This is a genomic window from Anaeromyxobacter sp. PSR-1, assembly GCF_000964525.1.
Lineage (GTDB): Bacteria > Myxococcota > Myxococcia > Myxococcales > Anaeromyxobacteraceae > Anaeromyxobacter.
Map to the genome: position 1 here is coordinate 1 of NZ_BAZG01000017.1, position 20,650 is coordinate 20,650.

The 20,650-nt window shown below is 74.7% G+C and carries 19 protein-coding genes and 1 riboswitch; of the genes, 9 read left to right on the forward strand and 10 right to left on the reverse strand.

The window, feature by feature from the left end; all coding sequences use genetic code 11:
• Positions 1 to 209: 209 nt before the first annotated feature.
• From PSR1_RS04940 to PSR1_RS04960, 5 genes are all read left to right on the forward strand, one after another.
• A complete protein-coding gene (locus PSR1_RS04940; RefSeq protein ID WP_059436517.1) occupies positions 210 to 1,064 on the forward strand; it encodes a MaoC/PaaZ C-terminal domain-containing protein in 855 nt (284 codons plus the stop codon).
• A 139-nt stretch (positions 1,065 to 1,203) separates the two neighbouring features.
• Positions 1,204 to 1,286, forward strand: a riboswitch (cyclic di-GMP riboswitch).
• 107 nt (positions 1,287 to 1,393) lie between these two features.
• Entirely contained in the window at positions 1,394 to 2,710 is a 1,317-nt protein-coding gene (locus tag PSR1_RS04945) for an acetamidase/formamidase family protein (protein WP_059436518.1), read from the forward strand.
• A gap of 88 nt (positions 2,711 to 2,798) precedes the next feature.
• A complete protein-coding gene (locus PSR1_RS04950; RefSeq protein WP_059436519.1) occupies positions 2,799 to 4,460 on the forward strand; it encodes a methyl-accepting chemotaxis protein in 1,662 nt (553 codons plus the stop codon).
• A 9-nt stretch (positions 4,461 to 4,469) separates the two neighbouring features.
• A complete protein-coding gene (locus PSR1_RS04955) occupies positions 4,470 to 5,054 on the forward strand; it encodes a chemotaxis protein CheW (protein ID WP_059436520.1) in 585 nt (194 codons plus the stop codon).
• 144 nt (positions 5,055 to 5,198) lie between these two features.
• The gene (locus PSR1_RS04960; RefSeq protein WP_059436521.1) at positions 5,199 to 5,456 is read left to right on the forward strand and encodes a hypothetical protein; all 258 of its coding nucleotides are present in this window, start codon (positions 5,199 to 5,201) and stop codon (positions 5,454 to 5,456) included.
• Between the two features lie 12 nt (positions 5,457 to 5,468).
• On the opposite strand, the gene PSR1_RS04965 is transcribed toward PSR1_RS04960, so the two are convergent.
• From PSR1_RS04965 to PSR1_RS04990, 6 genes are all read right to left on the reverse strand, one after another.
• Positions 5,469 to 6,191, reverse strand: coding sequence for a YebC/PmpR family DNA-binding transcriptional regulator (locus tag PSR1_RS04965; RefSeq protein ID WP_059436522.1), 723 nt, complete (start codon positions 6,189 to 6,191; stop codon positions 5,469 to 5,471).
• A 164-nt stretch (positions 6,192 to 6,355) separates the two neighbouring features.
• Positions 6,356 to 7,300, reverse strand: coding sequence for a DMT family transporter (locus tag PSR1_RS04970; protein ID WP_059436523.1), 945 nt, complete (start codon positions 7,298 to 7,300; stop codon positions 6,356 to 6,358).
• Positions 7,297 to 8,013: an ABC transporter ATP-binding protein gene (locus PSR1_RS04975; protein ID WP_059436524.1), complete on the reverse strand. Its 717-nt coding sequence runs from the start codon at positions 8,011 to 8,013 to the stop codon at positions 7,297 to 7,299. Before PSR1_RS04975 ends, PSR1_RS04970 begins: the two co-directional genes overlap by 4 nt.
• Before the next feature lie 12 nt (positions 8,014 to 8,025).
• Complete coding sequence (locus PSR1_RS04980; protein WP_059436525.1) at positions 8,026 to 9,984, reverse strand: ATP-binding cassette domain-containing protein; 1,959 nt, start codon at positions 9,982 to 9,984, stop codon at positions 8,026 to 8,028.
• 13 nt (positions 9,985 to 9,997) lie between these two features.
• Entirely contained in the window at positions 9,998 to 10,852 is an 855-nt protein-coding gene (locus PSR1_RS04985) for a branched-chain amino acid ABC transporter permease (protein WP_059436526.1), read from the reverse strand.
• 105 nt (positions 10,853 to 10,957) lie between these two features.
• Positions 10,958 to 12,190: an ABC transporter substrate-binding protein gene (locus tag PSR1_RS04990; RefSeq protein WP_059436527.1), complete on the reverse strand. Its 1,233-nt coding sequence runs from the start codon at positions 12,188 to 12,190 to the stop codon at positions 10,958 to 10,960.
• 304 nt (positions 12,191 to 12,494) lie between these two features.
• Between PSR1_RS04990 and PSR1_RS04995 the strand changes: the two genes are divergently transcribed.
• From PSR1_RS04995 to PSR1_RS05010, 4 genes are all read left to right on the forward strand, one after another.
• A complete protein-coding gene (locus tag PSR1_RS04995) occupies positions 12,495 to 13,277 on the forward strand; it encodes a sulfite exporter TauE/SafE family protein (protein WP_059436528.1) in 783 nt (260 codons plus the stop codon).
• 186 nt (positions 13,278 to 13,463) lie between these two features.
• Positions 13,464 to 14,180 (forward strand): PilZ domain-containing protein, encoded by a 717-nt coding sequence (locus tag PSR1_RS05000; protein WP_059436529.1) that lies wholly within the window; start codon positions 13,464 to 13,466, stop codon positions 14,178 to 14,180.
• Positions 14,181 to 14,717: 537 nt separating this feature from the next.
• Positions 14,718 to 15,548 (forward strand): 1,4-dihydroxy-6-naphthoate synthase, encoded by an 831-nt coding sequence (locus tag PSR1_RS05005; RefSeq protein WP_059436530.1) that lies wholly within the window; start codon positions 14,718 to 14,720, stop codon positions 15,546 to 15,548.
• A gap of 139 nt (positions 15,549 to 15,687) precedes the next feature.
• Complete coding sequence (locus PSR1_RS05010) at positions 15,688 to 16,446, forward strand: transglycosylase SLT domain-containing protein (protein ID WP_237757820.1); 759 nt, start codon at positions 15,688 to 15,690, stop codon at positions 16,444 to 16,446.
• 42 nt (positions 16,447 to 16,488) lie between these two features.
• Here PSR1_RS05010 and PSR1_RS05015 read toward each other — a convergent pair whose 3' ends face one another.
• The 4 genes from PSR1_RS05015 to narH are packed head-to-tail and all read right to left on the reverse strand — an operon-like array spanning position 16,489 to position 20,631.
• The gene (locus PSR1_RS05015; protein WP_059436532.1) at positions 16,489 to 17,916 is read right to left on the reverse strand and encodes a NarK family nitrate/nitrite MFS transporter; all 1,428 of its coding nucleotides are present in this window, start codon (positions 17,914 to 17,916) and stop codon (positions 16,489 to 16,491) included.
• Between the two features lie 3 nt (positions 17,917 to 17,919).
• The gene (locus PSR1_RS05020; RefSeq protein WP_059436533.1) at positions 17,920 to 18,612 is read right to left on the reverse strand and encodes a respiratory nitrate reductase subunit gamma; all 693 of its coding nucleotides are present in this window, start codon (positions 18,610 to 18,612) and stop codon (positions 17,920 to 17,922) included.
• Positions 18,609 to 19,157: a nitrate reductase molybdenum cofactor assembly chaperone gene (locus PSR1_RS05025; protein WP_059436534.1), complete on the reverse strand. Its 549-nt coding sequence runs from the start codon at positions 19,155 to 19,157 to the stop codon at positions 18,609 to 18,611. The genes PSR1_RS05020 and PSR1_RS05025 overlap by 4 nt, the downstream gene beginning before the upstream one ends.
• A 4-nt stretch (positions 19,158 to 19,161) precedes the next feature.
• Entirely contained in the window at positions 19,162 to 20,631 is a 1,470-nt protein-coding gene (gene narH, locus PSR1_RS05030) for a nitrate reductase subunit beta (RefSeq protein ID WP_059436535.1), read from the reverse strand.
• Positions 20,632 to 20,650: the final 19 nt, after the last annotated feature.

Below are 20,650 nucleotides of genomic sequence, written 5' to 3' on the forward strand. Positions count from 1 at the left end.
GTCGCACATGGGCGCGCACGCTACGCCCGACCCGGCGGCGGAGACATCCGACATTCGTACGGATCGTGCGCAGCCGGAGAGGGCGTAACCGCCCGCTGGCGCCCGTCCAGGCGCCGGCTGCGCTGCCCGGGTGGTCGCGCCCGCCCCGGCGCTCCCGCGGCGGGGCGCGCCGGGCAGGCCGCGCGGTCGCGGATCGGGTAAGAAGGGCCGTGCGCGCCACCCGGCTCCCCGGACCCTGGACCCGCTACGCAAGGGCGCTCCTCTCGCGGAAGCCCCGCGTCGCCGCGCCGGGGCAGGGCGGCTTCACGCTGGAGCGGCGTGCGGCGGGGATCGTCGCCGCGCCGCCGCGGCTCGCCGCCTACCGCGCCGTGTGCGGGTTCGACGCCGGCCCCGACCTGCCGGTCACCTACCCGCACGTGCTCGCGTGGCCGCTGCACCTCGCGCTCCTCACCGCGCCGGAGCTCCCGGTGCGGGCGCTCGGGCTCGTCCACCTGCGCAACCGGATCGACGCGCTCCGGCCGCTGCCCGCGCGCGAGCCCCTCGAGCTGCGCGCGCGCCTCTCCGGGCTCCGCGAGACCGCCCGCGGCCAGGAGCTGGACCTCCTCACCGAGGCCTGGGCCGGCGGCGAGCTGGCGTGGGTGGAGGAGGCGGTGCTGCTCGCCCGCCGCCCCGGCGCCGGCCGCGGCCCGCCGCCGGTCCCCGAGGCGGATCCCTCCGGCGCGGGCGAGCGCCGGTGGGAGGTGCCGGGCGCGACCGGCCGCCGGTACGCGCGCGCGTCGGGCGACCTCAACCCGATCCACCTCTCCGCGCTCACCGCCCGCGCGTTCGGCTTCGAGCGGGCGATCGCGCACGGGATGTGGTCGCTCGCGCGGATCGCCGCGGCGCTCGGCCCGGCCCTGCCGCCGGGCCCGGTCCGGCTGGACGCCGCGTTCAAGGCGCCGGTGCTGCTGCCCGCCACCGTGACGTTGCGGGACTGGCCGGTGGCGGGCGGCCTCGGGTTCGCGCTCCGCGACCGGACCGGGACGCGCGTCCACGTGCTCGGCGCGTTCACGGCGCGCACCTGAGCGCGTCTTCACGGTGAGCGGATGTGCGTCGAGCGGCGTACGCCGCGCAGACGCCCTCATGACTCCCGATGGGTAGACCGTCAGTCCTGTGACGCCGAGTCTTGACCTCCTAGGGGGGAGTTGCTTACGGTGAAGGCACCACGCTTCAGGGCAATTCACCCGTACCCAGGGTGAAGCGCAAAGCCGCGGGTCCGGCGAAACCGGACGGCCGTGGCCGCCGTGGCGAGACCGGTCCTCCGGCCCAGCCCACGTCTGCCCTGAGCACGCGTGGGCTTCGTCGTTTCGACGGGGCGGACGTGGTGAGGACGGACCAGCCAGGAGAGGCGTCAATGAGCGTGAAGCACGACAAGGGGCACGAGGCCGGGGCGACGCACGACTTCCACGGCGGCATCTGCGGCTGCTGCGGGCCGAGCGCGACGCGCGGGATGTCCGGCGCCGAGGTGGACCTCGCCATCGAGCAGCGCGGCGAGCGCCTCACCCGCCTCGACGAGGTGCGCGGCGACGACGTGGACCACCTGCTCTCGGCGCGCAGCCGCCGCGGGTTCCTGAAGGCGGGCGGCCTGTTCGGCGCGCTGGCGGCGGCGGCCCCGGTCCTCTCGCGCGCCCGCGCGGAGGGCACCGGCGGCTACAGCCTGTTCCAGCAGGGCGGCGGCCGGGTGCACGTGGTCGAGTCGAGCTACGAGACCACGAAGTGGGGCATCTTCGACTCCAACCTGCCCAACGTCGTCGAGATCGAGTCCGGGGACGTCGTCTCGTACCCGGACACCTGGAGCCACTTCCTCAACGACCTGCAGCCGGGCATGCCGATCGAGGAGATCGCCCGCCTGCGCCTCGCCCACCCGGGCGTCGGCCCGCACTCGATCATCGGCCCGGTCGGCGTCCGCGACGCCGAGCCCGGCGACGTGCTCGAGATCCAGTACCTGCGCGTCCGCCCCACCGACTGGGCGGTCTGCTTCAACAACCCGGGCGCGCTCGGCACGGGCGCGCTGCCGGACGTCTTCCCGCAGGGGCAGGCCAAGTACTTCGACCTCGACACCGCCAACAACACCTCCGAGTTCGCGCCGGGCATCCAGCTCCGGCTCGCGCCGTTCCAGGGCACCATGGGCGTCGCGCCGGCGAACGGCGTCTTCCCCACGCCCCCGGGCCACGCCTACGGCGTGATCAGCTCGGTGCCGCCGGGCCAGCACGCCGGCAACGTGGACTGCCGCGAGGCGGGCGAGGGCTCGCGCCTGTTCGTCCCGGTGTTCCAGCGCGGCGGCAAGATCTTCACCGGTGACTCGCACGCGCTCCAGGGCGACGGCGAGGTGACGCTCACCGCGATGGAGACCGCGATGAAGGAGATCCGCGTCCGCGTGATCCTCCACAAGCAGGTCGCGCTCGCCTGGCCGATGCACGAGACGCCGGACGCCTGGATCGTCCACGGCACCAACCCGGACCTCGACATCGCGTTCCGGATCGCCCTGCTGAACGCGATCGACTTCCTCGAGGCCCGCGCCGGCCTCACCCGGCTCGACGCCTACGCCCTCTGCAGCCTCGCGGTCAGCTTCCGCGTGACGCAGGTGGTGAACGGCCAGAAGGGCATCTACGGCGTCATCCCCAAGCGCATCTTCCACCCGCAGCTCCGCGCGGCGATGGGCGTCATCTAGCCCGCGCCCGGATGGCCGCCCCGCCGGAGGTCCCGGCGGGGCGGCGGTCCACCCCGCCACGCCCGCGTCCCTTGCACCAGAGGTCACCATGCGGAAGTTCCCGATCGGCGTCCGCCTCACCTTCGCCTTCATGCTCGTCACCGCCGCGTTCGTGGCGGTCGGCTTCTTCGCGCTCTCGCGCCTGGCCCAGCTCGACCAGGGGCTGGACGAGGTGGCGCGCCAGCGCCTCCGCTCGCTCGAGATGGCCATCCGCGGGCTCCACGTGACGGCGCAGCAGGCGAACCACGTCGGCGTGATGCTCTCGACCGACGATCCGGCCGAGGCGCTCCGCCGCATCGAGACCATCCTCGAGCTGCGCAAGGAGGCGCAGCGCGCCAACGAGGAGGGCGACAAGATCGCCGCGATGGAGGGCGGCATCACCGTGGTGGACAACGAGCGGACCAAGCAGGTGCTGGCGGAGCTCGCCGTGCGCCGCGCCCACCTCGGCAAGACGTTCCAGAAGACGCTCGAGACCGCCCGCACGCTGAACCTCGCCGAGACGAAGCGGGTGACGCGCGACGACCTCGTGCCGGCGCTGACCGCGGTGGAGTTCGGCTGGTCCGACTACACGAAGGCGCAGGGCGCCCAGATGCAGGAGGCGGCCGAGTCCGGGCACGCCATGTACGAGTCGGCCCGGGTGCTGGTGGTGGGGGTGCTGCTCTCCACCGCGGTGCTCGCCATCGTGCTCTCGTTCTGGGTGACGCGCACCATCGTCCTGCCGCTCGGGAGCGCGGTGAAGGCCGCCGACCGGATCGCCGCGGGCGACCTCCGCGACGCGGTGGAGGTCACCGGCCGCGACGAGCTGGGCAAGCTGCTCGGCGCCATGAAGACCATGGGCGAGAAGCTGGCGCAGGTCATCTCGGAGGTGCGCTCCGGCGCGGACGCGCTGGCCGGCGCCTCCTCGCAGGTCTCCTCCACCGCCCAGACCCTCTCGCAGGGCACCGGCGAGCAGGCGGCCAGCGTGGAGGAGACGACCTCCTCGCTCGAGGCCATGCACGCCTCCATCACGCAGAACGCGGAGAGCGCGCGCCAGACCGAGACCGCCGCGAAGGCCCAGGCGGCCAGCGCCGGGCGCAGCGGCACCGCCGTCACCGAGACGGTCTCGGCGATGCGCTCCATCGCGGAGAAGATCTCGATCATCGAGGAGATCGCCTACCAGACCAACCTGCTCGCGCTGAACGCCGCCATCGAGGCGGCCCGCGCCGGCGACCACGGCCGGGGCTTCGCGGTCGTCGCCACCGAGGTGCGCAAGCTGGCCGAGCGCGCGCAGAAGGCGGCCGGCGAGATCGGCACGCTCGCGGAGAGCTCGCTCTCGGTGGCCGAGGAGAGCGGCCGGCTCATCACCGACCTCGTCCCGGCCATCCAGAAGACCGCCGACCTGGTGCAGGAGGTGGCGGCGGCCTCGCAGGAGCAGAGCGAGCGCGTCTCGCAGGTCAGCAAGGCGATGGGGGTGGTGGACCAGGTCACGCAGCGGAACGCCACCGCGGCCGAGGAGCTGAGCTCCACCGCCGAGGAGCTCGCCTCTCAGGCCGAGGGCCTGCAGCAGCTCATGGGCTTCTTCACGGTCCGCGAGGAGCGGCGGAGCGCGCCGCGCTACGTCCCGCCCCGCGCGCCGGCGCCCGCGCCGCTCCCGGCGCTGGACCGCCCCTGGCCCCAGGCCGAGCAGCGCAATGGCAAGCCCGCCGCGGCGGGCGAGTTCAAGCGGTTCTAGGGGGCGGCCATGCGCGACGCGGTCGAGGCGGCCGGCGAGCAGGCGCAGTACCTCTCGTTCCGGATCGACGGGATCGACTACGCGGTCCCGATCCTGAAGGTCCGGGAGATCCTGCAGCACGAGGAGATCACCCGCGTGCCGGGCACGCCGCCGTCGGTGCGCGGCGTGCTCAACGTGCGCGGGGCGGTGGTGCCGGTGGTGGACCTGGCCGTGAAGTTCGGCGGGTCCGCCTCCCGGCCCGGCCGCTTCACCTGCGTGCTGGTGGTCGAGGTGGAGGTGGCGGGCGGGAGCCTCACGCTCGGCGTGCTGGCCGACGCGGTCAACGAGGTGGTGGCGCTCCGCCCGGACGAGATCGAGCCCTCGCCGTCCTTCGGGACCGGCGTCAGCGTCGAGTACCTGGTGGGCATGGGCAAGGTGGGGCGCGGCTTCGTGCTCCTCCTCGACATCGACCGGGTCCTGGCCGCGGGCGACCCCGAGCCGGAGCACGCCGCCGACCCCGCGCCCGAGGGGCAGGGCGACGCGCCGGCGGACGCGGCGGAGCAGCCGGAGGCCGCCGCGGTCGAGGCCGCCGCGGCCGCGGCCCCGCCCGCCTGACCGGCCCCGCGCTGCCCGGAAACCCGGCACCCGGCGTCGCCGCGGCGACGCCGGCGCGCTCCCGGCCGCGCTGGCGTCGCGCGTTTGCGCTCCCCCGGCGCTGGCACGCGGCGCGCACTGCCGGCGCGGCGGAGGTGCCGGGACATGGGACGAGCGCTGGAGGCCGTGCGGACGCTGGACCTGCCGCGGCTGTTCGCCTACTTCGGGGTGGAGGCCGACCTGCAGCGGGTCGAGGCGAGCCGGCCCGCCATCGCCGCCCGGTTCGACGCCGAGGTCCGCGAGCTGGTGCGGCTCTGCCCGGGGCTGCGCGAGCGCGAGCGCTTCACGGTGCTCCGCGAGGCGCTCCGGCTGGCCTACGAGGTGGGGACCCGGACGGCGGAAGGCGCCGGCGCGGCCCGCTGAGCGGCGGCGGCGTCAGGCAAGGTTGTGGAACACGTGCTGGACGTCCTCGTCCTGCTCGAGCGCGTCCACCAGCTCGAGCACCTCGCGCGCCTGCTCCTCGGGGAGCTGCACCGGCGTCTGCGCCACGTACTCCGACTCGGAGGAGAGCACGTTGAGCTTCCGCTGCTCCAGCGCCGCCTGGAGCTGGCCGAAGCTCTCGAACGCGCAGCGGATGACGAGCACCTTCTCGCCCTTCTCGCCGGTGCTCTCGCCCATCTCCTCCAGGCCGTGGTCGATGAGGTCGAGCTCGAGCGCGTCCTGGTCGATGCCCTCGGGCGAGAGGCGGAACACGCCCATGCGGCGGAACTGGAACGCCACGCTGCCGGTGTTCCCCATGTTGCCGCCGTTGTTCTTGAAGTGCATCCGCACGTTCGCGACGGTGCGGACCACGTTGTCGGTGGCGGTCTCGACCATCACCGCGACCCCGTGCGGCGCGTAGCCCTCGTAGACCACCACCTCGTACGCCTGCTGGTCCTGGCCGCTGGCCCGCTTGATGGCGGCCTCGACCTTGTCCTTCGGCATGTTGACGTGGCGGGCGTTCTGCAGGACGCGCCGCAGCGCGGGGTTGTTGTCCGGGCTCGGGCCGCCGGCCTTCACCGCGATGGCGATGTCCTTGCTGATGCGCGTGAAGGCCTTCGCCATCTTGTTCCACCGGGCGAACATGGTGGCCTTGCGCGTCTCGAAGATGCGACCCATGGGCTGTCCTCGCTCCGGGGACCGGCGTCCAGCCCGTCGTCCCCGCGCCCGGCGGATATCTCACCCGCGGCCCCGGACGCAACACCTTCCCGCAGCCGCGTCCCGCCGGCGCGGGGCGGCCGGGCGGGCCAGCGCCGGGCCGGGGACGTCCCGGCGGGCTGCGCTCAGGCCCCGGCGCGCCCGCGGCGCCCGGAGGTCCCGGCGAGCGTCACGCCCCCGAGCACGAGCGCCAGGCCGGCCAGGTGGAAGGGCCGGAGGGCCTCGCCGAGCAGCGCCACGGCCAGCAGCGAGCCGAACGCCGGCATGAGGTGGATGAACGGGCCGGCCCGGTTCGCGCCCACCCGGGCCACCCCTTCGTTCCAGAGCCGGTACGCCAGCACCGAGGCGAACACCGCCACGTACGCCACGCTCGCCACCGTCACGCCGTCGAGCGCCATCCGCGCCCCGGAGGCCAGCTCCCAGGCGTAGAACGGCGCGATCCAGGCGACGCCCACCGCCACCAGCGCGGCGAGCAGCGCCACCGGGTCCACCCCGGCCGGCCGGCGCGCGAGGAGCAGCGTGTAGAACGCCCAGCTCAGCACCGCGGCGAGCACCCACAGGTCGCCGGCGCCGAACGCGAGCCCGGCCAGCGCCGACAGCGTGCCGCGGCCCAGGATGACCAGCACGCCGGCGAGCGAGACCGCGATGCCAGCGAGCTGCCGCCGCCCGGGGCGGCCGCCGCCGAGGAGCGGGGAGAGCGCCGCGATGAAGGCGGGGCAGGCCGACTGGAGCAGGAGCGCGCTGGTGGCGGTGGTGCGGGTGAGGCCGAGGTAGACGAACAGGTTGAAGTTGCCGACGCCCAGGACGCCGAGCGGGATCACGATCCGCCACGCGCCGAGGATCGTCCGCCACTGCGCCGCGAGCGGGCGGCGCGCCAGCGGCAGGAGCACGGCGAGCGCCACCGCCCAGCGCCAGAACGCGAGGCCGACCGGCGGCACGTGGCCGTGGACGGCCCGGCCCACCACGAAGTTGCCGGACCAGAACGCGGCCGCGAGCGCGAGGAACAGGTACGCGGCGGCCGCGCCGCGCGCCCGCGGGCCGGCCGTGGCCGCGGCCGGGGGCGCGCTCACCCGAGGTAGGCCGCGAGCACGCGCTCGTCGCGGGCGAGCTCGGCGGGCGTCCCCTCGATGGCGATCCGGCCGCGCTCCATGACGTAGGCGTAGTCGGCCACCTCGAGCGCGGTCTTCGCGAACTGCTCCACAAGCAGCATGGTCATGCCCTCGGCCTTGAGCCGGCGGATGGTCCGGAAGACCTCCTGGACGATCACCGGCGCGAGCCCCATCGACGGCTCGTCGAGCAGCATCACCTTCGGGCGGGCCATGAGCGCGCGGCCGATGGCGAGCATCTGCTGCTCGCCGCCGGAGAGCGTGCCCGCGGCCTGCCGGCGCCGCTCCTTCAGGCGCGGGAACAGCTCGTAGACGTGCTCGAGGTCGGCCGCGGCCCGGCGGTGGAAGCCGAAGAAGCGCGGCAGCCGGCGGTAGGCGCCGAGCAGCAGGTTGTCCTCGACCGGGAGCGGCCCGAACACCTTGCGCCCCTCCGGCGCGTGGGCGAGCCCGAGCCGCGCGATCCGCGAGGCGGCCTGCCCCTGCACCGGCGCGCCGTCGAGCAGCACCCGCCCGCGCGCGGGCCGGAGCAGCCCGGACACCGCCCGCATGGTGGTGGTCTTCCCGGCGCCGTTCGCGCCGATGAGCGCGACCACCGAGCCCGCCTTCACCTGGAGCGAGGTCCCCACCAGCACCTCGCTCAGCCCGTATCCTGCGTAGAGATCCTCGACGACCAGCATCTGGGCTCCGTCTCAGGCCGGCGCGCCGGCGGCGGGCTGCGGCGCCGCGTCGGGCGCCACGTTGCCGAGGTAGGCCTCGACCACCCTCGGGTTGCGCTTCACCTCGTCCGGCGTGCCCTCGGCGATGAGCCTGCCGCCGTCGAGCGCGGTCACCGTGCTGCAGAGCGAGGTCACCACGTCCATGTGGTGCTCGATGAGCACCACGGTGACGCCGCGCTGGTGGATCCGCCGGATCAGCTCCACCTGCTTCACCACGTCGGGGTGGGCCAGGCCGGCGGCCGGCTCGTCGAGGATGAGCACCTCGGGGCGCCGCGCCAGGGCCCGGGCGATCTCCAGGAAGCGCTGCGCGCCGTAGGTGAGGTCCCTGGCCGGCGTGCGCGCCTGGTCGGCCAGCCCCACGAACTCGAGCAGCGCGAGCGCGTCGGCCTGCGCCCGGCGCTCCTCGGCGCGGCCGAGGCCGAGCAGCACGAGCGGGAGCGGCGCGCGGTACACGCCCTGGAGCGCCACCATGACGTTCTCGAGCGCGGTGAGCCCGACGAAGAGCTGGAGGTTCTGGAAGGTGCGCGCGACGCCGGTGCGGGCGGTGTGGAACAGGCTGCCCGCGGGGAGCGGCTTCCCGCGCAACGTCATCTCGCCGGAGCTGGGCGTGTACAGCCCGGAGACCACGTTCACGAGCGTGCTCTTGCCGGAGCCGTTCGGGCCGATGAGCCCGTGCACCGCGCCGGCGCGCACCGTGAGGCTCACCCCGTCCACCGCCTTCACGCCGCCGAAGTGGCGCTTCAGGTCGCGCAGCTCGAGGATGGCGGCGCCGTCGGCGGTGCGCGGGGGCAGGACGTGGTCGAGCGGGGCGGGCGCGGGGAGCGGCGGCGGCGCGACGCGGAACAGGCGCGCCAGGAACTTGCCCGCGAAGCCCATCAGCCCCTCGGGCAGCCCCACCACCACCGCGAACAGCATCAGCGCGAAGATCGCCTTGCGCCAGTCCTCGGTGTTCTCGACCAGCATGCCGCCCACCACCAGCGCGCCGGTGGCGACCGCCGGGGCGATGGCCTGGAACGGGCGCATCGTGCGGCGGGCCAGGCCGCGGCCGCCGGCGGCGAGCGCCACCACCAGGCCGAGGCCCGAGAACACCTGGAACAGGACGCGGTTGGAGAGCAGGTTCGGGAGCAGCGCCACCAGCGTCGCGCCCACGAACGCGCCCCACAGGCTCTTGCGCCCGCCCAGCACCACGCCGAGCAGCAGCGTGATGGTGAGCTCGTACACGAACGACTGCGGCTGCAGGTACTCGAAGTTGAACGCGTAGAGCGCGCCGGCCAGGCCGCCCAGGCCGGAGCCGAACGCGAACGCGGCCACCTTGTGGCGGTAGGTGCCCACGCCCATGGCGTCGGTGGCGATGGGGCTGTCGCGGAGCGCCTCGAAGGCGCGGCCCCACTGCGACGAGAGCAGGTTGCGCATGGCCACCCAGACGCAGGCGAGCAGCAGCATGCACAGCCAGTAGAAGTCGCGCGGGCTGAGCTCGTGGCCGAGGAGCGGCGGCCGGTCCAGGCTGAGGCCCTGCGCGCCGGCGGTCAGCCACTCCAGCTCGTTCAGCGCGGTGGTGGTGAGCGCCAGGAAGCTGAGGGTGGCGAGCGCGAACTGCGGGCCCTCCAGCCGCAGCGAGGGGAGGGCGAGGAGCGCGCCGATCACGAACGCGACGGTGGGCGCGAGCAGCAGGACCGGCACGAGCCCGAGGCCGAGCTTCGTCACCGCGATGCCGGCGGTGTAGGCGCCCAGACCCAGGAACGCGGCGTGCGCCAGGTTCACCTGGCCCAGGTAGCCGACGGTGACGTCGAGGCCGATGAGCAGGATGCCGTAGATGGCGAGCAGCGTGAGCAGGCCGAGCGCGTACGGGTTGTGGACGGCGAGCGGGACCGCGGCGAGCAGCGCGAACAGCACCACCTCGGCGCCGCGGACCAGGAGCAGTCGTCTCAGCATGGGGCGGCTCCGGTCAGACCTTGCGGATGGCGGCCTTGCCGAACACGCCGGTGGGGCGGACGGCCAGGGCCAGGATGAGGAGGACGAGCCCCGGCGCCTCGCGCCAGCCGCTGCCCACGTAGAAGCTCGCCAGGCTCTCCAGCGCGCCCAGCAGCAGGCCGATCAGCACCACGCCGAAGCCGGAGTCGAGCCCGGCCACCACCGCCACCGAGAACGCCTTCAGCACCAGCGCGGACGCCATGGTCGGGCCCACCGTGGTGATGGGCGAGACCAGGATGCCGGCGAGCGCGGCGACGGTGCCGGACAGCGCGTAGGACAGCATCACCGTGCGCGTGGCGGAGATGCCCATCAGCTCGCCCGCGTCGCGGTCGGCGGAGACCGCCTCGAACGCCTTGCCGAGCAGCGTGCGGCGCTTGAACACCTCGATGAGCGCCATCACCGCGAGCACGCCCACCGCGACGGACAGCTCGAGCGGGGTCACGTCCACGCCGAGCACGTGGATCGGGTCGGACGAGATGGGCGTGGGGAAGGGCCGGTCGTCGCGGCCCCACACGTTCTCGGCCGCGGAGAACAGGAACAGCCCGAGGATGATGGTGAGGAGGATCCAGCCCTCGCTCTTCTGCTCCAGCGCGAGCCGCACGCCGGCGCGCTCCACCGCGAGGCCGAGCAGCGCCCCGAAGACGAGGCCGCCCGGCACCATGAGCCAGTAGGGCACGCCCAGGTCGAGCAGCGTCAGGCTGAAGAAGGCGGACACCATCACCAGCTCGCCCTGGCCGAAGTTCAGGCTCTTGCTGGTGGCGTAGGTGAGCTGGAAGCCGTAGGCGATGAGGGCGTAGACGAGCCCCATCAACGCTCCGCTGACGGCCATCTGCGCGATGATCGACGCTGGCACGCGGGTGTGGTCCTCGGGGAGGCGGGGGAGAGGCCTGCGGGCGCGGGGAGGAGGCGGCCTCCTCCCCGCGGGCCCGCCCGGCTACATCTTCTTCTGGGCGCCCTTCGCGAGGCGGGCGCGGTCGGACTCGTTCGCGAACACCACGCGCCCGTCCTTGACCATGCCCATCACCACCTGCTCGCGGCGGAACGCCTCGTGCGTCTCGACGTTCGACGGATCCCACTTCGTGTACGGGCGGATCCAGGTCGCGATCACGCCCGGGACCGGCTCCTTCAGGTCCTCGAGCGCCTCGGAGATCTTGCGGGTGTCGGTGGTGCCGGCCTGCTTCACCGCGGCGGCGAACAGGTACACGGCGTCGTAGCCCTGCGCGGCGGAGACGGGCGACGGGATGCGGGTCACGCCGTACGCCTTGTGGTACGCCTCGACGAACGCCTTCGCCTTCGGCGTCACCGGCTCCTCGATGAACGTCTGCGGCATGAGCGTGCCGTTGCCGTTCTTGCCGGCGTTGTCGATGTAGTTGGACATCGACAGCGTCCAGCCGCCGATGAGCGGCGCCTTGATGTTCAGCTTGGCCATGCCGTTCGCGGCCACGGCCAGCTCGGGCCCGATGCCCCAGATCAGGATCGCCTGCGCGCCGCCGGCCTTGGCCCGGAGCAGCTGCGCGGTCATGTCCTTGTCGCCGATGTTGAACTTCTCGGTGGCGATCACCTGGAGCTTGTCGCCCTGCAGCTTGATCTGCCGGAGCAGGTCGTCGCGGCCGGACACGCCGTAGTTCGTCGAGTCGTGCAGGAGCGCGACCTTGGTGAGCTTCCGGTTGATCGCCTCCTCGACCACCATGGCGGCCTGGATGCCGTCGTGCGCGGCGAAGCGGAAGATCGAGAGCGTCTTCGGCCCCTCGGCGCCCTTGGCCCACTGGGTCATCGAGGCCGAGCCCGCGGCGGGCGTGATGATCTTGGTGATGCCCTTCTCCTGGAGGTGCTTGTCGCCGGCCATCACCACGCCGGTGTTGACCGAGCCGATCACGCCGGCGAGGTCGGGCATGGAGGCCAGCTCCTGGCCGATCAGCGCGCCGCGCTCGTTCTTGGCCTCGTCGTCGCGCTCGACCACCTCGATCTTCAGCTTGCGCGCGCCGACCTGGATGCCGCCGGCCGCGTTGATCTCGGCGATGGCGAGCTTGGCGCCGTCCCGCATCGAGGCGCCCATGGGCGCGGACCCGCCGCTGAACGGCCCGGTGACGGCGACCTTGACGGTGTCTGCTGCCCCGGCGGGCAGGGCAAGTGCACAGAGAAGCAGGGTACCCAACAGCTTGGTCATGGATGGTGCTCCGTGGGTGGTGACGCGGAGTGAACGCAAAAAATACCTTGCGGGACACGCAAAATAAGCGCCGGCGCGATACGCTAGCACGACGAATCAGTCACCCTGCTGGGGCCGGTCGAACCGAACCCGGCGGACTCCGGGTCGGACGGAGCGAGAGAATGCCTTTGACGTCAATGAGATGCGCCTCCGACTCGGAGGGGCCGATCGCGGGGTGCGCCCGGACGCAGGGTGAAGCGGCCAGGGGCCGCGGTGCGCCAACCGTGCGCGTCCGGCCTGCGCGGGGTCGCGCAGAGGTGGGGCAGTGACCCTCGCCGAGGCGGCGCTGCTCTCGGCCGCGGCGTTCGGGGCTGGGGCCCTCAACGCGGTGGCGGGCGGGGGGAGCTTCCTCACCCTCCCGGCGCTGGTGGTGGTGGGCGCCTCGCCCATCGTCGCGAACGCGACCGGCACGGTGGCGCTCCTGCCCGGCTACCTGTCCGGCACCTGGGGCTTCCGCGAGGACATCCGGCCGCCGCCGGGCCTCTCGCTCCGCGCGCTGCTCCTGCTCGGCCTGGCGGGCGGCGCGGCCGGCGCGGCGCTGCTGCTCCTCACGCCGGCGCCCGCCTTCCGGCGCCTCGTCCCGTGGCTGCTGCTCGCGGCCACCGCGCTGTTCGCGCTCGCGCCGCGCCTGCTCCGGGCGGCGCGCCGCGACGCGAGGGGCGCTGCGCAAGCCGCGGCGGACTCGGCCGGATCGCCGGCGCGCTGGGCGGCGGCGGGCGTCCTCGCGGTGAGCGCGTACGGCGGCTACTTCAACGGCGGGCTGGGCGTGCTCCTCTTGGCGCTCTTCGCGCTGCTCGGCCAGACCGACCTGAACGCGATGAACGGCCTGAAGAACCTGCTCTCGGCCGCGCTCGCCGCCATCGCGGTGGCGCTCTACGCCGCCGGCGGGCTGGTGCGCTGGCCCGAGGCGGCGCTCATGACCGCCGGCGCGACGGCCGGCGGCTACCTCGGCGCGCGCGCCGCGCGGCACATCCCGGGGGCGTGGCTGCGCCGCGGCATCGTCGCCACCGGCCTCGCCATGGCGGCCGCGTTCTTCGCCCGGGGCTGAGCCCGGGGCGTCGCGCCCCGGCGGCGTGGAGCGGCGCCCCGGCACGTGGGGCGGCCACGCCGCGCGCCCGACACGGTCCCACCGCCGCGGTCCGGTGACACCTCACCGCTCGATGCCGCGCCCGCCCGGAAGCTGAGCAACTGGGACGAGCGCCGGAGGGGCCGGCGCCGGGCGCGAGGAGGGGGGATGGCATCGGGCAACGACGAGCGTCGCCGGCTGGCGCGGATCCCGCTCGCCTGCCGGGTGGTCGTCACCGAGAAGCTGGCGGAGTGGACGGGCGAGACGCTCGACATCGCCGCCCGCGGCTGCCGCCTGACGGCGCGGCGGCCGGTGAGCCCGGGCGCGCTGGTGCAGATCGCCATCGAGACCGGGAGCGCGCCGCTCCTCGCGGTGGGCCAGGTGGTGTGGGCCCGCCGGACCGCGCCGCTCGAGATCGGCGTGGCGTTCGCCGGCGACGTGCGCGGCGGCCCGGCGCCCGAGGCCGGGCACGGCGCCTGGCTCGACGGCCTGCTCGCGGAGCGCCTCCGGACGGTGCTGCGGCGCGGCGGGCGGCTGGGCGCGCTCGGCGCGGTCCAGCTCCAGCTCGGCGCGCCGCCCGGCGTCGCGCTGGGCGAGGCCGAGACCGCGGTGCTGCGGCGCGTGCGCCGCGGCGATCCGCTGGGCGTCATCGCCTGCTCGCAGTCGGGCGCGGACGCGGTGCTCGCGCTGCTCGCCGCCGGGACCGTGACCGTCGCGCGCCCCACCGCCGATCCCGAGGGCTGGCGCCGGGCGTTCGCGGTCCTCACCGACTTCGCGCGCGAGGGCACGCCGCATCCCGTCGCGCCCGTCATCGTCCTCGACGCCGGCCGTCGCGCCGAGGTCGTGGACGAGCTCATCCGCGAGTACCTGCGCGACACGGCGTGAGCGGCCGCGTTCCCAGGTCGGGACCGCGTTCCTCGAAGCCGGGAGGCAGTGGGTGCGGCTTCGAGGCGCCGGTTGAAGGGGCCGGCCGCGCGGATCCTCCCACGCTTCCCATCCACGTCAGGCCGCCACGGAGGCGATCCGGGCGTTCGCGCCGGAGCGCAGCGCAGCAAGCCCTCGGCACGTCCCCAGGATCCTGGACCTGCACCGCCGTGGACAGCCGCTGCGAAGGGACCGGCACAGCCGGCGCCGGCACCGCACCAGCGGCTGGCCCGTCCGGTGCGTCGGCTTCCACGATCCCACGGCCCCCGGTTCCGGCCATCCATCCACGTCCCGGGCCTTGCGGAGCGAGCACCGCCGCGAACGCCCGGAGCGCCGACCCCGCGGCCCCCTCCAGGACAGGGCCCGCTGGACACCGAAACGGGAGGACAGGGCCCGCTGGATGCGGCCCCGCTGGATGAGGGCCCGCTGCACGCCGGCGCGCCCGGGCGTATGATGCGCGGCCCGCGGCCGTGGCGGCCGCGCGGAGGACCGCGCCGCATGAGGCTCACGCTCGGCTTCTCGCCCTGCCCGAACGACACGTTCATCTTCGACGCCCTGGTGAACGGGGCCGTGGACGCGGAGGGGCTCGACCTCGACGTCCGGCTCGAGGACGTGCAGACGCTGAACGAGTGGGCGCTCGCCGGGCGGCTCGACGTGAGCAAGATCAGCTACGGGGTGCTGCCGCTCGTCGCGCGCGAGTACGCGGTGCTCGCGTCCGGGGGCGCGCTCGGGCTCGGGGTCGGGCCGCTGCTCGTGGCGCGGCCCGGGCTCGGCGCGTTCGACCCGGCGCGGATGACGGTCGCCATCCCGGGCCGGAACACCACCGCGCACCTGCTCTTCTCGCTCGCGTATCCCGGCGCCGCGCACAAGCAGTTCATGGTGTTCTCGGAGATCGAGCGGGCGGTGCTCTCCGGCGCGGTGGACGCGGGCGTGATCATCCACGAGGGCCGCTTCACGTACCAGGCGAAGGGGCTGGAGCGCCTGATGGACCTCGGCGAGCACTGGGAGTCCCGGACCCGGTCGCCCATCCCGCTCGGCGGGATCGTGGCGCGGCGGTCGCTCGGGTCGGAGGTGCTGCGAAAGCTCGAGCGGCTCGTGCGCGCCAGCGCCGAGCACGCGCTCGCGCGGCGGCCGCTCGTCACCGGGTACGTGCGGTGCCACGCGCAGGAGATGGACGAGGCCGTCATGCGCCAGCACATCGACTTGTACGTGAACGCCTACTCGGTGGACCTGGGCGAGGCGGGTCGGCGCGCGGTCGGGACGCTGCTCGACGTGTACCGGCAGGTGAACCCCGACGCGCCGCCGCTGCCCGGCGACCTGTTCGTCTGAGCGCCCGAGCAGGCCGGGCTGCCGGCCGTCCGGTCCGCGGTAGCATGCGGCCATGGCGCGGCGGCGGGCGCAGGGCACGCGGAGAACGGGGCGGCGGCGGACCGGGCGCGGGCCGGCGCGGCAGCGTCTCGTCGCGCGCGTGCGCCGGTGGCTCGCGGCGCGGCGCTGGGCGGAGCTGCCGGTGGCGGCCTGGGCGCTCCTCGCCGTCGCGCTGCTCCTCGCGCTGAACCTGGCGGTCCAGGTGATCCGCAAGCCCACCGAGCTGCTCGGCGCCGTCGTCCCGACCTCGCCGAAGCCGCCCGCCGAGACCTGGGCCGAGTACGGCGGGCTCTTCGAGGCGCACGCCACCGACCTCGTCCGGCCCGAGCTGCTCGCCGCGCTGGTGCAGGTGGAGAGCGCCGGGGACCCGCTGGCGCGGACCTACTGGCGCTGGCGCTGGACCCTGGATCCGCTGCGGGTGTGGGCGCCGGCCTCGAGCGCGGTCGGGATCCTGCAGATCACCGACGGCACCTACGCGCAGGCGCGCCGGCTCTGCATCCACGATCACCGGGTGGCGCGCGACGGCGCCTGGTGGGACCCCGACGCCTGCTGGTTCAACGCGCTCTACCTGCGCACCGTGCCGAGCCACGCCGTCGAGATGACCGCCGCGTGGCTGCACGTGTGCGCCGCCGACGCGCTCGCGGCCGCGCGGCCCGCCGGCGCCGGGCCCACCGAGGCGCGCCGGCTCGCCGCCGTGATCCACCTGTGCGGGCGGGAGCGCGGCGCGGCGTTCGCGCGGCGCGGGTTCGCGGCGGCGCCGGGGGAACGCTGCGGCGATCACGAGCTCGCCGCGTACCTCGCCCGCGTGGACGGGCTCGCGGCGGCGTTCGCGCGGATGGGGGCGGAGGGGCGGCGCTGAGCCGGGGCGCGCGCACGGGCGCGGCGCCCCGGCGCGCCGCCGTCAGGCCGGGATCTCGGCCCGCGGACGGGCGTAGTACCACCACACCAGCGCGATGCAGGCCGCGTAGTAGGCCACGAACGCCAGCACCGCGCCGTGCGGCGCGCCGGTGAGCTCCACCGACATGCCGAACGTGCGCGGCACGAAGAACGCGCCGTAGGCGGCGATGGCCGAGACGAACCCGACCACCGCGCCGCCCTCGCGGAGCGCGTCCTTCTGCGCCTGCGCCAGCGCCGCCGGGTCGGAGCCCGCGCGCCGCTGGTGGAAGGTGGAGAAGATCACCGGGATCATCCGGTACACCGAGCCGTTCCCGATGCCGGTGGCGGTGAAGAGCACCACGAACGCGGCGAGGAAGCCGCCGAAGCTGCCGGCCCCGCCGCCGCGCGGGAGCGCCGCCAGCACGCCCATCGCCGCGAGGCCCATCACCAGGAACGTGACCAGCGTCACGCGGGCGCCGCCGAGCCGGTCGGCGAGCCATCCGCCCACCGGCCGCGCCAGCCCGCCCACCAGCGGCCCCACGAACGCGTAGCGGGTCGGGTCCACCGCCGGGAACGACGCCTGCGTGAGCAGCGCCAGGCCGGCGGAGTAGCCGATGAACGAGCCGAAGGTCCCGAGGTAGAGCAGCGACACGAGCCAGTTGTGCTTGCGCCGGAAGATCACCGACTGCTCGCGGAAGGACGCCTTCGCGGTGGCGAGGTCGTCCATGCCGAACCAGGCGAGCACGGACGCGACCACGATGAGCGGCACCCACACGAACGCGGCGTTCTGCAGCCACACCTGCTTGCCGCCCGGCAGCAGCTGCGGCCCGCCCGCCAGCGGGCCGAGCAGCGCGGCCGCCACCACCAGCGGGACCGCCAGCTGGACGCCGGAGACGCCCAGGTTGCCCAGGCCGGCGTTCAGGCCGAGCGCGGTGCCCTTCTCCGCGCGCGGGAAGAAGAAGCTGATGTTGGACATGCTCGAGGCGAAGTTCGCGCCGCCGAGGCCGGTGAGGAGCGCGAGCACCAGGAACGTCGCGTAGGAGGTGTCCGGATCCTGCACCGCGACGCCGATGCCGATCGCCGGCAGGAGCAGCGAGGCGGTGGAGAGCGCGGTGAAGCGGCGGCCGCCGAAGACCGGCACCGCGAACGCGTAGAAGATGCGCAGCGTCGCGCCGGAGAGGCCGGGGAGGGCGGCCAGCCAGAAGAGCTGGTTGGTGGTGAACCGGAAGCCGATGGCGGGCAGCTTCACCGCCACCACGCTCCACACCATCCAGACCGCGAACGCGAGGAACAGGGCGAAGATCGACAGCCACAGGTTGCGGCGGGCCACCCGGCGGCCCGCGGCGCTCCAGAAGGCGCGGTCCTCCGGGTCCCACTGCGTGATGAGGTGCGCGCGGCGGCGCGCGGGCGCGGCGGGGGCAGGCAGCGGCGCGGGGGCGGGGATGGGGCTCATCGATCACCTCGCGTCATGGGAGGGCACGCCGGACGGCGCCGGCGCGCGGCGCCACACCACGCGCTGCGGCGCGCGCCACAGGTACGCGAGCGGCAGGCTGGTGGCGTGGACCAGGCGCGACACCGGCACGAGCGCGAGCAGCAGGAACGCGTTCACCACGTGCACCTTCACCACCGGCGGCAGCACCGCCATCGCGTCCACCCGCGGCGAGAGCGTCGCGAGCGAGGCGAGCCACGGCGCGGCGGTGTGCAGGTACCAGAGCCCGCCCCAGCGGAGCGCGTAGGCGATCCACAGGCCGGTCGCGGCCTGCACGAGCAGCAGCGAGAGCACCACCCAGTCCATCGGCGCGGTCAGCCGGGCCAGCGCCGCGCGCCGGACGAGCAGGAGCGCGATCCCGAACACCGCCAGCATCGCCAGCGCCATCCCGGTGAGCTCGAGCGCGTAGAGCCGGGCCGGCGCGCCGAGCAGCCGGCCCCATGCGCCCGGCGCGACCGCCGCGAGCAGGTGCGCGGCCAGGATGGCGAGGATGCCGTGGTGCCACGCGATCGAGCCCCAGCGCAGCGCGCGGCCCTCGATGAGCTGCGAGGAGCGCGCGCTGACCGAGCCGCCCAGCGCCCGCCGCCGGTAGATCGCGCCGCCCACCGCGAAGACGGTCGCGAGGTAGGGGAACACCGCGAACAGGAACGTGTCGCTCATGGCCTCGCCTCCGCGCCGCGGGGCCGGGCGGCGGCCGGCGCGGCGAACACCGCGCGCACCGCCACCAGCAGCTCGCGGTAGGGGTTCGCGCGATCCGCGAACGCGTGGATCATCTTGTCGAGCGCCGGCGCCAGGCCGTCCTGGACCAGGTCGTCGCGCACCGGGCCGGGGCGCGCCACCGCCAGGAACCCGAGCACCTCGGCCACGTGGTCGGCCAGCTCCTCGCGCGGCCGGTAGCCCTCGGCGGCGTAGACCTCGGCGAGCTTCGCGAGCAGCGGCCCGCGCACCGGGCTGTCCTCGGCGAGGAGCTGCGCGCCCAGGTACGGCGCGCAGGCCGGGCGCAGGTCGAAGGCGGCGGTGTACAGCTCCTCCAGCCCCTCGCGGCCCGCCTCGCGGGCGGCGTCCTCGAAGCGGCCCAGCGCCGCCGCGGCGGGGCCGGGCCCGGCGAGGCCGCGCGCCTCGTGCGCCAGCGCGGCCGCGTCGCCGGTCGGGTAGGCGAGCAGCGCGGAGAGGGTGCGGCAGAGCTCGGCGTGCGTGCGTTCCATCGGCTCACCTCCCCAGCGGGCGCAGGAAGCCGAGCCCGCTCGCCGAGCGCGGCTGCGGCTCCACGGCCGGCTCGGTGTCCGCCTCGCGCGCCATGGGCGGGATGACGATCCGCTCCTCCATGGGCGCGAGCGTGGTCATGCGGTGGATCTCGTCCGCCTGCGCGGCGCGCAGCCCGGAGGCCTCCAGCGCCGCGGCCGCCTGCGCCGGGGTGACGTCGCCCACCTGCCCGGCGCGGCGGTGCACGCGCACCGCGATGAGCCGGCGGTAGGCGGCCTCCACCACCGCCTCGTTGCCGCCGCCGAACAGGCCGGCGAGGTAGCGGAGCGGGAGGCGCGCCGACTCGAGCGAGGTGAAGAACCGGCCGTCCGGGTCGGACGCCGAGCGCGCCAGCGCCGGGAGGAGCGGCGGCACGTAGAACAGCATGGGCAGCGTGCGGTACTCCGGGTGGAGCGGCAGCGCGATCTCCCACTCCTTCACGAAGCGGTACACCGGCGAGCGCCGCGCCGACTCGACCATCGCGTCGGGCACGCCGCTGGCCCGCGCCGCCGCGATCACCGCCGGGTCGGACGGGTCGAGGATGAGCGAGCGCTGCGCGGCCACCAGGTCCTGGTCCGGCCGCGAGGCGGCCTGCGCGATCCGGTCGGCGTCGTAGAGCAGCACGCCCAGGTAGCGGATCCGGCCGACGCAGGTGTGGAAGCAGGCCGGCGCCTCGCCCGCCTCGAGCCGCGGGTAGCACAGGATGCACTTCTCGGACTTGCCCGTCTCCCAGTTGAAGTAGACCTTCTTGTAGGGGCAGGCCGAGACGCACATGCGCCAGCCCTTGCAGACGTCCTGCGAGATCAGCACCACGCCGTCCTCGCCGCGCTTGTAGATCGCGCCGGAGGGGCAGGCCGCCACGCACGCCGCGTTCAGGCAGTGGTTGCAGATGCGCGGCAGGTAGAAGAACACCATCCGCTCGAGGTCGAACAGCTGCGCCCGCTCCGCCTCGGTGAGCGCGGCGAGGCCGGGGTCGTTCGCGGCGTAGGTGCCGGAGCCGCCCAGGTCGTCGTCCCAGGCCGGCCCGGAGGCGATGTCGATGGGCTTGCCGTCCACCAGCGAGACCGGGCGCGCGGCGGGCTGCACGTCGCCCGCGGGCGCGGTGAACAGGTCGTCGTACTTGTAGGTCCAGGGCTCGTAGTAGTCCTGGAGCACCGGCAGGTTCGGGTTGTGGAACAGGCGGCCCAGCGTGGCGCCGGGGCTGGCCTGGCGGAGCGCGAGCTCACCGCCCTCGAGCTTCCAGCCGCCCTGGTGGCGCTCCTGATCCTCCCAGAGCACCGGGTACCCGGTGCCGGGCCGGGTCTCCACGTTGTTCCACCACGCGTACTCGACGCCCTTCCGGTCGGTCCACTGGTTCTTGCAGGCGACGCTGCAGGTGTGGCACCCGATGCACTTGTCGAGGTGGAACACCGACGAGATCTGCGCGCGGACGTTCATGGGGGTCCTCGGCCGGGCC

Excerpts from the sequence above, each read along its gene's own strand:
- PSR1_RS05020 (WP_059436533.1), bottom strand. The coding sequence starts at position 18,612 with ATGAGCGACACGTTCCTGTTCGCGGTGTTCCCCTACCTCGCGACCGTC.
- PSR1_RS05005 (WP_059436530.1), top strand. The coding sequence starts at position 14,718 with ATGAGGCTCACGCTCGGCTTCTCGCCCTGCCCGAACGACACGTTCATC.
- PSR1_RS04965 (WP_059436522.1), bottom strand. The coding sequence starts at position 6,191 with ATGGGTCGCATCTTCGAGACGCGCAAGGCCACCATGTTCGCCCGGTGG.
- PSR1_RS04975 (WP_059436524.1), bottom strand. The coding sequence starts at position 8,013 with ATGCTGGTCGTCGAGGATCTCTACGCAGGATACGGGCTGAGCGAGGTG.
- PSR1_RS04950 (WP_059436519.1), top strand. The coding sequence starts at position 2,799 with ATGCGGAAGTTCCCGATCGGCGTCCGCCTCACCTTCGCCTTCATGCTC.
- PSR1_RS04985 (WP_059436526.1), bottom strand. The coding sequence starts at position 10,852 with ATGGCCGTCAGCGGAGCGTTGATGGGGCTCGTCTACGCCCTCATCGCC.
- PSR1_RS04945 (WP_059436518.1), top strand. The coding sequence starts at position 1,394 with ATGAGCGTGAAGCACGACAAGGGGCACGAGGCCGGGGCGACGCACGAC.
- PSR1_RS05025 (WP_059436534.1), bottom strand. The coding sequence starts at position 19,157 with ATGGAACGCACGCACGCCGAGCTCTGCCGCACCCTCTCCGCGCTGCTC.
- PSR1_RS04990 (WP_059436527.1), bottom strand. The coding sequence starts at position 12,190 with ATGACCAAGCTGTTGGGTACCCTGCTTCTCTGTGCACTTGCCCTGCCC.
- PSR1_RS04980 (WP_059436525.1), bottom strand. The coding sequence starts at position 9,984 with ATGCTGAGACGACTGCTCCTGGTCCGCGGCGCCGAGGTGGTGCTGTTC.
- PSR1_RS04955 (WP_059436520.1), top strand. The coding sequence starts at position 4,470 with ATGCGCGACGCGGTCGAGGCGGCCGGCGAGCAGGCGCAGTACCTCTCG.
- PSR1_RS05015 (WP_059436532.1), bottom strand. The coding sequence starts at position 17,916 with ATGAGCCCCATCCCCGCCCCCGCGCCGCTGCCTGCCCCCGCCGCGCCC.
- narH (WP_059436535.1), bottom strand. The coding sequence starts at position 20,631 with ATGAACGTCCGCGCGCAGATCTCGTCGGTGTTCCACCTCGACAAGTGC.
- PSR1_RS04960 (WP_059436521.1), top strand. The coding sequence starts at position 5,199 with ATGGGACGAGCGCTGGAGGCCGTGCGGACGCTGGACCTGCCGCGGCTG.
- PSR1_RS05000 (WP_059436529.1), top strand. The coding sequence starts at position 13,464 with ATGGCATCGGGCAACGACGAGCGTCGCCGGCTGGCGCGGATCCCGCTC.